Raw genomic sequence first — 14400 nt, forward strand, 5'->3', positions numbered from 1 at the left:
GTGCGAACTTCGGTGGTTCAGGTGTCTGCTTGAGCGTGCGCAGTGACAGGCGCACCCAATCACAGGATAATGCGCCATCTTTTTCGGCGGCTCTGCCCTGCGGGCCGACCGATACGTTTGTTTGTTTGGCCGCTTAGCCTGACAACCCTGGAGTGTCTGGTTTGATTGTCTTCCGTTATCTTTCCCGCGAAGTCCTGTTGACCTTGAGCGCCGTCAGCGCCGTGCTGCTGGTCATCATCATGAGCGGACGCTTCATCAAGTACCTCGCCCAAGCGGCCTCTGGCGCCCTGGATCCGGGCTCACTGTTCCTGATCATGGGCTTTCGTCTGCCAGGTTTCCTGCAGTTGATCCTGCCTTTGGGGCTGTTTCTCGGGATCCTGCTGGCCTACGGTCGTCTGTACCTCGACAGCGAAATGACCGTGCTGTCGGCCACCGGCATGAGCCAGCAGCGACTGTTTCGCATCACCTTGTTTCCGGCCACGCTGGTTGCGCTGGTGGTGGCTTGGCTGAGCCTGAGCCTGGCGCCACAAGGTGCCAATCAGTTCCAGCTGCTGCTGAACAAACAGGACGCACTGACGGAATTCGATACCCTTGAGCCCGGCCGCTTCCAGGCTTTGCGCGACGGTACCCGGGTGACCTACACCGAGCAATTGTCGGATGATCGCGTCAATCTGGGCGGCGTGTTCATTTCGCAAAAGAATGTAAATTCCGACAAAAAGGACCGCGGGATTTCCGTATTGGTGGCCGAGAAGGGCCGTCAGGAAATTCGCCCCGACGGCAATCGGTATCTGATTCTCGACAATGGCTACCGCTACGACGGTAATCCGGGTCAGGCCGACTACCGCGCCATCAAATACGACGAGTACGGCGTATTGCTGCCCAAGCCGGACGTCAGCGACGAAGTCACCGACCGCGATGCGATGACCACCAGCTCCCTGCTGGGCAATGATGACATCCGCTCGCGCACCGAACTGCAATGGCGTCTGTCGCTGCCGTTGCTGGTCTTCATCGTGACCCTGATGGCGGTGCCGCTGTCGCGGGTCAACCCGCGCCAGGGCCGTTTCCTCAAGCTGCTGCCGGCGATTCTTCTTTATATGGCTTACCTGACCATCCTGATTGCCGCTCGCGGCGCCCTCGAAAAGGGCAAGATCCCGGCGGCATTAGGCTTGTGGTGGGTGCATGCGATCTTCCTGGCCATCGGCCTGGGCTTGCTGTACTGGGAGCCGTTACGCTTGAAGATGGCGAGTCGCCGCAGTGCGCTGGAGGTGGCCCGTGGATAAGCTCGATCGCTACATCGGTAGCAGCGTGTTCATGGCGATCCTGGCGGTACTGGGGATCATTCTGGGTCTGGCAACGTTGTTTGCCTTCATCGATGAGATGGGCGACGTCAGCGATACCTACACCCTGGCGGATGTCCTGAGCTATGTGCTGCTGACTGCGCCGCGCCGTCTGTACGACATGTTGCCAATGGCGGCGCTGATCGGTTGCCTGATTGGCCTCGGCAGCCTGGCCAGCCACAGCGAACTGACCATCATGCGCGCTGCGGGCGTGTCGCTCGGGCGGATCGTCTGGGCTGTCATGAAGCCGATGCTGCTTTTGATGGTGGTGGGGCTGGTGATCGGTGAATACGTCGCGCCGGCAACAGAAGTCACCGCTCAGGCCAATCGCTCGCTGGCCCAGGGCAGTGGCGATGCGCAAAGCGCCAAGCACGGTCTGTGGCACCGTCAGGGTGATGAGTTCATTCACGTCAACTCCGTGCAACCCAATGGTCTGCTGTACGGCGTGACCCGTTATCGCTTCGATGATCAGCGCCACATCCTGTCTTCGAGCTTCGCCAAGCGCGCGGAATTCGACACGGATCACTGGCAACTGAGCGACGTCACGACCACGTTGTTCCATGAAAAGAACACCGAAGTGGTGACGACTCCGGTGGAGCGTTGGGAGGTAGCGCTGAGCCCGCAATTGCTGAGCACTGTGGTGATGGCGCCTGAATCACTGTCGATCACCGGTCTGTGGAGTTACATCCACTACCTGGCTGACCAGGGCCTGAGCAACGGTCGGTACTGGCTGGCATTTTGGGTCAAGGTGTTGCAGCCGCTGGTGACCGCTGCATTGGTGCTGATGGCGATTTCCTTCATCTTCGGCCCGCTGCGTTCGGTGACTCTCGGTCAGCGGGTTTTTACTGGTGTGTTGGTGGGCTTCACCTTCCGCATTGTCCAGGATTTGCTCGGCCCTTCGAGCCTGGTATTCGGTTTCTCGCCGCTGTTTGCGGTGCTGGTGCCGGCCGGAGTCTGTGCCCTGGCCGGGGTCTGGTTGTTGCGCCGGGCCGGTTGATCGCGGGTTATTCCCGAAAGGCTTGTCACTCAAAACGCCCCTGTCGCAAGACCGGGGCGTTTTTGTACGCGCCGTCTGACCTGCGAACGTGACGCTTGCGTCGTGGATCAGGTACAATTCCCGGCTATTTTTCGGCGGGCTATGCCTGCAGCCTTTTTGAGTGTTGATCCGTGAGTGATTTGAGTCATATCCGCAATTTCTCCATCATCGCCCACATTGACCATGGCAAGTCGACGCTGGCCGATCGCTTCATCCAGATGTGCGGCGGCCTTGCCGAGCGCGAAATGGAAGCCCAGGTGCTGGACTCCATGGACCTGGAGCGTGAACGCGGGATCACCATCAAGGCCCACAGCGTCACCCTTTATTACACCGCCCGCGATGGCATCAAGTACCAGCTGAACTTCATTGACACCCCCGGCCACGTTGACTTCACCTACGAAGTCAGCCGGTCGCTGGCGGCCTGTGAAGGTGCATTGCTGGTGGTCGATGCCGGTCAGGGCGTTGAAGCGCAGTCGGTTGCCAACTGCTACACGGCAATCGAGCAAGGCCTGGAAGTCATGCCGGTACTGAACAAGATCGACCTGCCACAGGCCGATCCGGACCGCGTCAAAGAAGAAATCGAAAAAATCATCGGCATCGATGCCACTGACGCGGTCGAGTGCTCTGCCAAGACCGGCCTGGGCGTCGACGAAGTGCTCGAACGCCTGGTAACCACGATTCCTGCGCCGACCGGCAACTACGAAGATCCGCTGCAAGCGTTGATCATCGACTCGTGGTTCGACAACTACCTGGGCGTTGTTTCCCTGGTACGCGTGCGTCACGGTCGTGTGAAGAAGGGCGACAAGATCCTCGTCAAGTCCACCGGCAAGATCCACCTGGTGGACAGCGTCGGCGTCTTCAACCCGAAACACACCGCCACCGTTGACCTGAAGGCCGGCGAAGTAGGCTTCATCATTGCCGGCATCAAGGACATTCACGGTGCACCGGTCGGTGACACCCTGACCTTGAGCTCCACGCCAGACGTTGACGTGCTGCCAGGCTTCAAACGCATTCAGCCACAGGTATATGCCGGTCTGTTCCCGGTCAGCTCCGACGACTTCGAAGATTTCCGTGAAGCCCTGCAAAAGCTCACGCTCAACGACTCGTCCCTGCAGTACACCCCGGAAAGCTCCGACGCGCTGGGCTTCGGCTTCCGTTGCGGGTTCCTCGGCATGCTGCACATGGAAATCATCCAGGAGCGCCTGGAGCGCGAGTACGACCTGGACCTGATCACCACCGCGCCGACGGTAATTTTCGAGCTGTTGCTGAAAACCGGTGAAACGATTTACGTCGATAACCCGTCGAAGCTCCCGGACCTGTCGTCGATCGAAGACATGCGTGAGCCGATCGTGCGGGCCAATATCCTTGTGCCGCAAGAGCACCTGGGTAACGTCATTACCCTGTGTATCGAAAAACGCGGTGTGCAGGTCGACATGCTGTTCCTCGGCACTCAGGTACAAGTGACTTACGACCTGCCGATGAACGAAGTGGTGCTGGACTTCTTCGATCGCCTGAAATCCACCAGCCGCGGCTATGCTTCGCTGGATTACCATTTCGATCGTTACCAATCGGCTAGTCTGGTGAAACTGGATGTGCTGATCAACGGCGACAAGGTCGACGCCCTGGCGTTGATCGTGCACCGTGACAATGCGCACTACAAAGGTCGCCAGTTGACCGAGAAGATGAAAGAACTGATTCCGCGGCAGATGTTCGACGTGGCAATCCAGGCCGCCATTGGCGGGCAGATTGTGGCGCGGACAACCGTCAAGGCGCTCAGAAAGAACGTATTGGCCAAATGCTACGGTGGTGACGTCAGCCGTAAGAAAAAGCTGCTGGAAAAGCAAAAGGCCGGTAAGAAACGCATGAAGCAGGTCGGTAACGTGGAAATTCCACAGGAAGCCTTCCTTGCCGTGCTCAGGTTGGATAGTTAGGTCCTATGTCACTAAATTTCCCGCTGTTGCTGGTCATCGCCGTGTTCGTCTGCGGCCTGTTGGCGTTGCTCGATCTGCTGTTCCTGGCGCCACGGCGCCGGGCTGCCATTAACTCTTATCAGGGTAGCGTCAGCCAGGCTGACATGGTGGTGGTCGAGAAACTGAACAAAGAGCCGCTGCTGGTCGAATACGGCAAGTCGTTCTTCCCGGTGTTGTTCATCGTACTGGTGCTGCGTTCGTTCCTGGTGGAACCGTTCCAGATTCCTTCTGGCTCGATGAAACCGACCCTGGACGTCGGCGACTTCATTCTGGTGAACAAGTTTTCTTACGGGATCCGCCTGCCGGTGATCGACAAGAAAGTCATCGAAGTGGGTGATCCGCAGCGCGGTGATGTGATGGTGTTCCGCTACCCGAGCGACCCGAACGTCAATTACATCAAGCGTGTGGTTGGCCTGCCGGGTGACCAGATTCGCTATACCGCAGACAAGCGTCTGTTCGTCAATGGTGAGTCAGTTGCCGAACAATTGGTCGGCTCCGAGCCGGGCACATTGGGCAGCGCCGAGCTCTACAAGGAAAAACTCGGCATTGCCGAGCACCTTATCCGCAAGGAAATGAGCCGCTACCGCGCAGCGCCGGATCGTTCGTGGACCGTGCCTGCCGGGCACTACTTCATGATGGGCGACAACCGCGACAACTCGAATGACAGTCGCTACTGGGATGATCCGAGTATTCCCAAGAATCTGCTGGGCATGGTTCCCGACAAGAATATCGTCGGCAAGGCCTTTGCAGTCTGGATGAGCTGGCCGGAACCCAAACTCAGTCACCTGCCGAATTTCTCGCGGGTTGGCCTGATCAAGTAATCACACACGGCGCTGTTGAACACAGCGCCGAATGCATTTCTGGAGTCGGCATAATCGGCACCGGACGCATGAAAACAATGATATTCAGGACGTTATTTTTGAACACAGCGTTAATTGTCCCAAGCCTGCGCCGCACCACGGCGATGGCGGTGGAATCCAGCCACGAACTCAGCGTGGGTAAACCGTGAGCGTCTCCTTAAGCCGTCTAGAGCGTCAGCTCGGCTACACCTTCAAAGACCAGGAACTGATGGTCCTGGCCCTGACTCACCGCAGCTTTGCCGGGCGCAACAATGAACGCCTGGAGTTCCTCGGTGATGCCATCCTCAACTTCGTCGCTGGCGAGGCGCTGTTCGATCGCTTCCCGCTGGCCCGCGAAGGCCAGTTGTCGCGTTTGCGTGCCCGCTTGGTAAAAGGTGAAACCCTGGCCGTACTGGCCCGTGGTTTCGATCTGGGCGAATACCTGCGCCTGGGTTCCGGCGAATTGAAAAGCGGTGGTTTCCGTCGCGAATCGATTCTGGCCGATGCCCTCGAAGCGCTGATTGGTGCGATCTACCTGGACGCCGGCATGGACATGGCGCGCGAGCGCGTGCTGGCCTGGCTGGCCGGAGAGTTCGAAGGCCTGACGCTGGTCGACACCAACAAAGATCCGAAAACCCGCCTGCAGGAATTCCTGCAGTCCCGTGGTTGTGAGCTGCCGCGTTACGAAGTGGTGGATATCCAGGGTGAGCCGCATTGCCGGACGTTCTTCGTCGAATGTGAAATCATCTTACTGAATGAAAAAAGCCGAGGTCAGGGTGTGAGTCGTCGTATTGCCGAACAGGTAGCGGCCGCTGCAGCACTGATTGCCCTGGGTGTGGAGAATGGCAATGACTGATTCAACCGCAACTCGCTGTGGCTATGTTGCCATCGTCGGCCGTCCCAACGTGGGCAAGTCCACGCTGCTGAACCACATTCTGGGTCAGAAGCTGGCGATCACCTCGCGCAAGCCGCAGACCACCCGTCACAACATGCTCGGCATCAAGACCGAAGGCGTCGTTCAGGCGATCTACGTCGACACCCCGGGCATGCACAAGGGCGGCGAAAAGGCTCTGAACCGCTACATGAACAAAACCGCTTCGGCGGCGTTGAAAGACGTCGACGTGGTGATCTTCGTGGTTGACCGCACCAAGTGGACCGACGAAGACCAGATGGTCCTCGAGCGCGTTCAATACGTGACCGGCCCGCTGATCGTGGCGCTGAACAAGACCGACCGTATCGAAGACAAATCCGAGCTGATGCCGCACCTGAGCTGGTTGCAGGAACAGCTGCCGAACGCGCAGATCATGCCGATCTCGGCCCAGCACGGGCACAACCTGGACGCGCTGGAACGAGTGATCGCCGAGCACCTGCCGGAAAACGATCACTTCTTCCCGGAAGATCAGATCACTGACCGCAGCAGCCGCTTCCTCGCCGCCGAACTGGTGCGCGAGAAAATCATGCGTCAGTTGGGCGCCGAGCTGCCGTACCAGATCACCGTGGAAATCGAAGAGTTCAAGCAGCAGGGCAAAACCCTGCACATCCATGCGTTGATCCTCGTCGAACGTGACGGCCAGAAGAAAATCATCATTGGCGACAAGGGCGAGCGCATCAAGCGCATCGGCACCGAGGCGCGCAAGGACATGGAGCTGCTGTTCGACTCCAAGATCATGCTTAACCTGTGGGTCAAGGTTAAGGGTGGCTGGTCCGATGACGAACGTGCGCTGCGTTCGCTGGGTTACGGCGACCTGTAATACCGGTCTGCGCTGCACCGTAGAACCCTGTGGGAGCGGGCTTGCCCGCGATGAGGATGTAACATTCAGCAGAGATGTTGAATGTAAGTCCGCCATCGCGGGCAAGCCCGCTCCCACATTGGTTTTGGTTGTTTGTAAAACTGCGCTCCTTCATTGAGAACTGCGATTTCCATGTCGAACACCGCGCCAACCGGCCAACCCGCGTATGTCCTCCACTCCCGCGCCTACCGCGAAAGCAGTGCGCTGGTGGATTTCCTTACGCCGCAAGGTCGGCTACGGGCGGTGTTGCGCAGCGCGCGGGGCAAGGCCGGGACATTGGCGCGGCCGTTTGTGCCGCTGGAAGTCGAATTCCGTGGGCGGGGTGAATTGAAAAACGTCGGTCGCATGGAAAGCGCCGGTGTTTCCACCTGGCTCAACGGCGAGGCGCTGTTCAGCGGTCTCTACCTCAACGAGTTGCTGATCCGTCTGCTGCCCGCCGAAGACCCCCATCCCGCAGTCTTCGATCACTACGCCGCGACCTTGCTCGCCCTGGCCGAAGGCCGTCCATTGGAGCCATTGCTGCGTTCCTTCGAATGGCGTTTGCTCGACGACCTCGGTTATGGCTTTGCGTTGAACACCGACATCCACGGTGACCCCATCGCGCCGGATGGTCTCTACCGCTTGCAAGTGGATGCAGGCCTGGAGCGGGTCTACCTGCTGCAACCGGGCCTGTTCAACGGCATTGAATTGCTGTCCATGGCCGATGCCGACTGGTCCGCGCCCGGAGCGCTGTCCGCTGCCAAGCGCTTGATGCGTCAGGCACTGGCCGTTCATCTGGGCGGTCGTCCGCTAGTCAGTCGCGAGTTGTTTCGCAAGCCATAGTTTCGCAAGCCTTGCGTCAACAGACCCAAGCTCCCCGTGTATGCTGTGCACCGAACTTTCCCTTGTTTTCAGGAGCGCTTCCGTGACCACCAGCAATCGCATTCTTCTTGGCGTGAACATCGACCACGTTGCCACCCTGCGTCAGGCCCGGGGTACTCGCTACCCGGATCCGGTCAAGGCAGCGCTGGACGCGGAAGAGGCGGGTGCTGACGGCATCACCGTGCACTTGCGCGAAGACCGCCGGCATATTCAGGAGCGCGATGTGCTGCTGCTCAAGGAGGTGCTGCAAACCCGCATGAACTTCGAAATGGGCGTCACCGAAGAAATGATGGCGTTCGCCGAACGCATCCGCCCGGCGCACATTTGCCTGGTCCCGGAAACCCGTCAGGAGCTGACCACTGAAGGCGGTCTGGACGTGGCAGGGCAGGAGGCGCGGATCAAGGCTGCGGTGGATCGCCTGGCGAAGATCGGCTGTGAAGTATCGCTGTTCATCGACGCTGACGAGCGGCAGATCGAAGCATCCCGCCGTATTGGTGCGCCAGCCATCGAATTGCACACCGGGCGTTATGCGGATGCCGAGTCACCAGCCGAAGTCGCTGAAGAGCTCAAGCGCGTGGCCGATGGCGTGGCATTTGGTCTGGCCCAGGGGCTGATCGTCAACGCCGGCCACGGTCTGCACTATCACAACGTCGAAGCAGTCGCGGCGATCAGGGGCATCAATGAACTGAACATCGGCCATGCGCTGGTAGCCCATGCGTTGTTCGTCGGGTTCAAGTCGGCTGTTTCCGAGATGAAAGCGCTGATTCTGGCAGCTGCACTAAAAGGTTAGATCGGCGGCGCTGCCATCGCGGGCAAGCCACGCTCCTACAGGTCCGAGTTGAACGACAGTTGAATATTCGACGCGGACCTGTGGGAGCGTGGCTTGCCCGCGATGGCGTCTTTGAAGACTGCGAAGATTTAAAGCGGTGGGGTTTCCTGGCTCGGCTTGGTCTTGTCGACCCCCGGCACATGCAGGTTGCCCTCGGCGACCTGATTGCCTTCCAGCTGCGGCTGCGTGACCCACGTCAGGATGTCGTAGTAACGACGGATGTTCGCTACGAAGTGCACCGGCTCGCCGCCACGGGCGTAGCCGTAACGAGTCTTGCTGTACCACTGTTTCTGCGACAGACGCGGCAGGATTTTCTTCACGTCCAGCCACTTGTCCGGGTTCAACCCTGCCTTGGCCGTCAGTTTGCGCGCGTCATCCAGATGACCGCTGCCGACGTTGTAGGCTGCGAGCGCGAACCACGTACGATCCGGCTCCTGGATCGACTCATCCAGTTGCTCCTTCATGTAGGCCAGGTACTTCGCGCCGCCCATGATGCTCTGCTTGGGATCGAGTCGATTGGACACGCCCATGGCTTGCGCGGTGTTCTGGGTCAGCATCATCAAACCGCGTACGCCGGTCTTGGACGTGACCGCCGCTTGCCACAGCGATTCCTGATAACCGACCGCAGCCAACAAGCGCCAGTCGACTTTCTCTTTCTTGGCGTACGTCTTGAAATGCTGCTCGTATTTGGGCAACCGCTGCTGCAGATGCTGGGCGAAGGTATAGGCGCCCATGTAGCCGAGTACATCGACGTGCCCGTAATAGCGATCCTTGAGGCGTTGCAGGGTGCCGTTCTTCTTCACTTTGTCGAGGTAATCGTTGATCTCGTTGAGCAGGCTGTTGTCTTCGCCGGCGGCCACGGCCCAGCTCTGATTGCTGGCATCACCGAGATCGAAAGCGACCCGCACGTTGGGGAAGTACACCTGGTTCATCGCGACTTCGTTGGAATCGACCAGGGTCAGATCGATCTGGGCTTCGTCGACCATGCGCAGCAAGTCGACGACTTCAACCGCGTCGGACTCTTCGTATTCAATGCCGGGAAATTTCTTTTTCAGTTCTGCCAATTGCTCGGCGTGGGTGCTGCCCTTGAGCACCATGATCTTCTTGCCGACCAGATCGCCTGCGTCGGTCGGCCGCGACTGGCCATTGCGGTAGATGATCTGTGGAGTGACTTCGAGGTAGGAGTGGGAAAACCGCACCTGTTTTTTGCGTTGCTCGCTGCTGACCAGGCCGGCAGCAGCCAGCACCGGGCCATTGGGCTTGCCCACCTGATTGAACAGGTCGTCGAGGTTGTCGGCAGTTTCGATCTTGAGCTCGACCCCCAGATCGTCGGCAAAGCGCTTCACCAGCTCATATTCGAAGCCGGTTTCACCGTTGCGATCCTGAAAGTAGGTGGCGGGACTGTTACGGGTAACCACCCGCAGCACGCCATCCTCCTTTACGCGCTCCAGCGTGTTGGGTTTATCAACACAGCCACCGAGCACCAGGAAGAGTCCGGTTGCGATCAGCCATTTGGCGTACCGCGGACGCAAAGCCGTTGGGGAAAACATCTGCGCAGTATACGCAAAGGACCACGAGCGCCATATCTCGACAGCGAAGGGCTTGTCTGCTAGAGAATCTAAAACCCGCTTGGAGCCCGCAGGAATGGGCCCGGACAGCATTTTGTGACAGAAAAAATAACCCTCGGCGCGCGCCTGTTCAGGGCCCGAATACCCGGCCCGACGTTCGGGTGCAGCCGTGCGTACCGTTTCGGGTGATGTCGCGGGCGGTTTAGGCTAGAATGCACGGCCTCAAAGCACACCCCTTCCCGAGGCTGTCCCGAAGATGTTGATCCTGCGCGGCGCTCCTGCCCTTTCTGCCTTTCGCCACAGCAAACTCCTTGAGCAACTGAGCCAGAAGGTTCCGGCTGTCAGCGGCTTGTATGCTGAATTCGCTCACTTCGCCGAAGTTACCGGCGTCCTGACCGGCGACGAACAGCAGGTGCTCGCGCGCCTTCTGAAGTACGGCCCAAGCGTTCCAGTACAAGAGCCCACCGGTCGCCTGTTTCTGGTGTTGCCACGTTTCGGCACCATCTCGCCATGGTCCAGTAAAGCCAGCGACATCGCTCGCAACTGCGGCCTGACGAAAATCCAGCGCCTGGAGCGCGGCATCGCGTTCTACGTCGCCGGCCAGTTCAGCGACGCTGAAGCGCAGCTGATTGCTGACGGTCTGCACGACCGCATGACCCAGATCGTGCTGGACAACCTTGAACAAGCCGCCGGCCTGTTCAGCCACGCCGAACCCAAGCCACTGACCGCGATCGACGTGTTGGGTGGCGGCCGCGCCGCGCTGGAAAAAGCCAACACCGAGCTGGGCCTGGCCCTGGCCGAAGACGAGATCGACTACCTGGTCGCAGCCTTCGTTGGCTTGAAGCGCAATCCGCACGACATCGAATTGATGATGTTCGCCCAGGCAAACTCCGAGCACTGCCGCCACAAGATCTTCAACGCCAGTTGGGACATCGACGGTCAGAGCCAGGAAAAAAGCCTGTTCGGCATGATCAAGAACACCTATCAGATGCACAGCGAAGGTGTTCTGTCGGCTTATAAGGACAACGCCTCGGTAATCGTCGGCTCCGTCGCCGGCCGTTTCTTCCCGGACCCTGAAACCCGCCAGTACGGCGCGGTGCAGGAACCGGTGCACATCCTGATGAAAGTCGAAACTCACAACCACCCGACCGCGATTGCCCCGTTCCCGGGCGCATCCACCGGTAGCGGCGGTGAGATTCGCGACGAAGGTGCAACCGGTCGCGGCGCCAAGCCAAAGGCTGGCCTGACCGGTTTCACCGTGTCCAACCTGCAGATCCCGGGCTTCGAACAGCCGTGGGAAGTGCCATACGGCAAGCCTGAGCGCATCGTTACCGCGCTGGACATCATGATCGAAGGCCCACTGGGTGGCGCCGCGTTCAACAACGAATTTGGTCGTCCGGCCCTGACCGGCTACTTCCGTACCTTCGAACAGTCGATCACCACTCCGCGTGGCGACGAAGTTCGCGGTTACCACAAGCCGATCATGCTGGCAGGCGGCATGGGTAACATCCGTGCCGAACACGTACAGAAAGGCGAGATCACCGTCGGCTCCAAGCTGATCGTGCTCGGCGGCCCGGCAATGCTCATCGGCCTGGGCGGCGGCGCGGCTTCCTCCATGGCCACCGGCACCAGCTCGGCGGATCTGGACTTCGCATCGGTACAGCGCGAAAACCCGGAAATGGAACGTCGCTGCCAGGAAGTCATCGACCGTTGCTGGCAGTTGGGTGATAAAAACCCGATCAGCTTCATCCACGACGTCGGCGCGGGCGGTCTGTCCAACGCCTTCCCGGAACTGGTCAACGACGGCAACCGTGGCGGTCGCTTTGAACTGCGCAACATTCCAAACGACGAGCCGGGCATGGCCCCGCACGAAATCTGGAGTAACGAATCCCAGGAACGCTATGTTCTGGCAGTCGGCCCTGCGGACTTCGAACGCTTCCAGGCGATCTGCGAACGTGAGCGTTGCCCGTTTGCCGTGGTCGGCGAAGCCACTGCCGAACCGCAACTGACCGTGACCGACAGCCACTTCGGCAACAGCCCGGTGGACATGCCGCTCGAAGTGCTGCTGGGCAAAGCCCCGCGCATGCACCGTTCGGCCGTTCGCGAAAACGAGCTGGGCGACGATTTCGATCCGTCGACCCTCGAGATCGCCGACTGCGTCGAGCGCGTTCTGCATCACCCGGCCGTGGCCAGCAAAAGTTTCCTGATCACCATCGGCGACCGCACCATCACCGGCCTCGTGGCCCGTGATCAGATGGTCGGCCCGTGGCAGGTTCCAGTGGCCGACGTTGCCGTCACCGCTACCAGCTTCGACGTTTACACCGGTGAAGCCATGGCCATGGGCGAGCGTACTCCGCTGGCTCTGCTGGACGCTCCGGCGTCGGGCCGCATGGCCATCGGCGAAACCCTGACCAATATCGCGGCGTCGCGCATTGCCAAAATCTCCGACATCAAACTGTCGGCGAACTGGATGTCCGCCGCCGGTCACCCGGGTGAAGACGCGCGTCTGTACGACACCGTGAAAGCGGTCGGCATGGAACTGTGCCCGGACCTCGGCATCACTATTCCGGTAGGCAAGGACTCGATGTCCATGGCCACCCGCTGGAACGACGACGGCGTCGACAAGACGGTGACTTCGCCGATGTCGCTGATCGTGACCGGTTTCGCCCCAGTGGCTGACATCCGTCAGACCATGACCCCGCAATTGCGCATGGACAAGGGCACCACCGACCTGATCCTGATCGACCTCGGTCGCGGTCAGAACCGCATGGGCGCTTCGATCCTCGCTCAGGTTCACGGCAAACTCGGCAAGCAGGCCCCGGACGTCGATGACGCCGAAGACCTGAAAGCCTTCTTCGCCGTGATCCAGGGCCTCAACGCCGACGGTCATTTGCTGGCTTATCACGACCGTTCCGACGGTGGTCTGCTGACCAGCGTCGTGGAAATGGCCTTCGCCGGTCATTGCGGCCTGAGCCTGAACCTCGACGGTCTGGCAGAAACCTCTGCCGACATCGCCGCGATCCTGTTCAACGAAGAACTGGGCGCTGTGATCCAGGTTCGCCAGGACGCCACTCCAGACATCCTCGCGCAGTTCAGCGCGGCGGGCCTGGGTGACTGCGTGTCGGTGATCGGTCAGCCGATGAACAATGGCGAGATCAGCATCACCTTCAACGGCGACACCGTGTTCGAAGGTCAGCGTCGTCTGCTGCAACGTCAGTGGGCCGAGACCAGCTACCAGATCCAGCGTCTGCGTGATAACGCCGACTGCGCCGAACAAGAGTTCGACGTGCTGCTGGAAGAAGACAACCCGGGCCTGAGCGTCAAGCTCAGCTACGACGTCAACCAGGACGTCGCCGCGCCTTACATCAAGAAAGGCATCCGCCCACAGGTTGCCGTGCTGCGTGAGCAGGGCGTCAACGGTCAGGTGGAAATGGCGGCTGCGTTCGACCGCGCCGGTTTCAACGCGATCGACGTGCACATGAGCGACATTCTGGCCGGCCGTGTCGACCTGAACGAGTTCAAGGGGCTGGTGGCTTGTGGCGGTTTCTCTTACGGCGACGTATTGGGCGCCGGCGAAGGCTGGGCCAAGTCCGCGCTGTTCAACAGCCGCGCTCGCGATGCCTTCCAGGGCTTCTTCGAACGTAACGACAGCTTCACCCTCGGCGTTTGCAACGGTTGCCAGATGATGTCCAACCTGCACGAGCTGATCCCGGGCAGCGAGTTCTGGCCGCACTTCGTGCGTAACCGTTCCGAGCAGTTCGAAGCTCGCGTGGCGATGGTGCAGATCCAGGAGTCGAACTCGATCTTCCTGCAAGGCATGGCCGGTTCGCGCATGCCAATCGCTATCGCTCACGGTGAAGGCCATGCCGAATTCGCCAGCGAAGAAGCGTTGCTGGAAGCCGATCTGTCGGGTTGCGTGGCGATGCGTTTCGTCGACAACCACGGCAAGGTCACTGAAAACTACCCGGCCAACCCGAACGGCTCGCCGCGCGGGATCACCGGTTTGACCAGCCGTGACGGTCGCGTGACCATCATGATGCCGCACCCGGAGCGGGTATTCCGCGCCGTGCAGAACTCGTGGCGTTCGGAAGACTGGAACGAAGACGCACCTTGGATGCGTATGTTCCGTAACGCTCGCGTTTGGGTTAACTAAGAGCGGGAGCTGATTGC

At 59.9% G+C, this 14400-nt stretch carries 10 protein-coding genes; 9 read left to right on the top strand and 1 reads right to left on the bottom strand.

The window, feature by feature from the left end; translation table 11 throughout:
- The first annotated feature begins 161 nt into the window (after nt 1–161).
- From lptF to pdxJ, 8 genes are all read left to right on the top strand, one after another.
- Nucleotides 162–1280, top strand: coding sequence for an LPS export ABC transporter permease LptF (lptF, locus tag AB7M26_RS10810; RefSeq protein WP_123494428.1), 1119 nt, complete (start codon nt 162–164; stop codon nt 1278–1280).
- Entirely contained in the window at nt 1273–2334 is a 1062-nt protein-coding gene (gene lptG / locus AB7M26_RS10815; protein ID WP_063341463.1) for an LPS export ABC transporter permease LptG, read from the top strand. Before lptF ends, lptG begins: the two co-directional genes overlap by 8 nt.
- A 170-nt stretch (nt 2335–2504) precedes the next feature.
- Nucleotides 2505–4304, top strand: coding sequence for a translation elongation factor 4 (gene lepA / locus AB7M26_RS10820; RefSeq protein ID WP_123494427.1), 1800 nt, complete (start codon nt 2505–2507; stop codon nt 4302–4304).
- A gap of 5 nt (nt 4305–4309) precedes the next feature.
- Nucleotides 4310–5164 carry a signal peptidase I gene (gene lepB / locus AB7M26_RS10825; protein WP_123494425.1) on the top strand — a complete coding sequence of 285 codons (855 nt, stop codon included), beginning with the start codon at nt 4310–4312 and terminating at the stop codon, nt 5162–5164.
- A 184-nt stretch (nt 5165–5348) separates the two neighbouring features.
- A complete protein-coding gene (gene rnc / locus AB7M26_RS10830) occupies nt 5349–6038 on the top strand; it encodes a ribonuclease III (RefSeq protein ID WP_007905528.1) in 690 nt (229 codons plus the stop codon).
- Nucleotides 6031–6933, top strand: a complete 903-nt coding sequence (gene era / locus AB7M26_RS10835; protein WP_123494424.1) for a GTPase Era — start codon at nt 6031–6033, stop codon at nt 6931–6933. The genes rnc and era overlap by 8 nt, the downstream gene beginning before the upstream one ends.
- A gap of 171 nt (nt 6934–7104) precedes the next feature.
- On the top strand, nt 7105–7794 hold the full coding sequence (gene recO, locus AB7M26_RS10840) for a DNA repair protein RecO (RefSeq protein ID WP_123494423.1): 690 nt from the start codon (nt 7105–7107) through the stop codon (nt 7792–7794).
- 82 nt (nt 7795–7876) lie between these two features.
- Nucleotides 7877–8623, top strand: coding sequence for a pyridoxine 5'-phosphate synthase (pdxJ, locus tag AB7M26_RS10845; RefSeq protein ID WP_123494422.1), 747 nt, complete (start codon nt 7877–7879; stop codon nt 8621–8623).
- Nucleotides 8624–8751: 128 nt separating this feature from the next.
- On the opposite strand, the gene mltF is transcribed toward pdxJ, so the two are convergent.
- Nucleotides 8752–10212 (bottom strand): membrane-bound lytic murein transglycosylase MltF, encoded by a 1461-nt coding sequence (gene mltF / locus AB7M26_RS10850; protein ID WP_123494421.1) that lies wholly within the window; start codon nt 10210–10212, stop codon nt 8752–8754.
- Nucleotides 10213–10486: 274 nt separating this feature from the next.
- Here mltF and purL point away from each other — a divergent pair, with 274 nt between their 5' ends.
- On the top strand, nt 10487–14383 hold the full coding sequence (gene purL / locus AB7M26_RS10855) for a phosphoribosylformylglycinamidine synthase (protein ID WP_123494420.1): 3897 nt from the start codon (nt 10487–10489) through the stop codon (nt 14381–14383).
- The last annotated feature ends 17 nt before the right edge of the window (nt 14384–14400 follow it).

Source organism: Pseudomonas sp. F-14 TE3482, from assembly GCF_053629455.1.

Excerpts from the sequence above, each read along its gene's own strand:
- purL (WP_123494420.1), top strand. The coding sequence starts at position 10,487 with ATGTTGATCCTGCGCGGCGCTCCTGCCCTTTCTGCCTTTCGCCACAGC.
- era (WP_123494424.1), top strand. The coding sequence starts at position 6,031 with ATGACTGATTCAACCGCAACTCGCTGTGGCTATGTTGCCATCGTCGGC.
- lepB (WP_123494425.1), top strand. The coding sequence starts at position 4,310 with ATGTCACTAAATTTCCCGCTGTTGCTGGTCATCGCCGTGTTCGTCTGC.
- recO (WP_123494423.1), top strand. The coding sequence starts at position 7,105 with ATGTCGAACACCGCGCCAACCGGCCAACCCGCGTATGTCCTCCACTCC.
- mltF (WP_123494421.1), bottom strand. The coding sequence starts at position 10,212 with ATGTTTTCCCCAACGGCTTTGCGTCCGCGGTACGCCAAATGGCTGATC.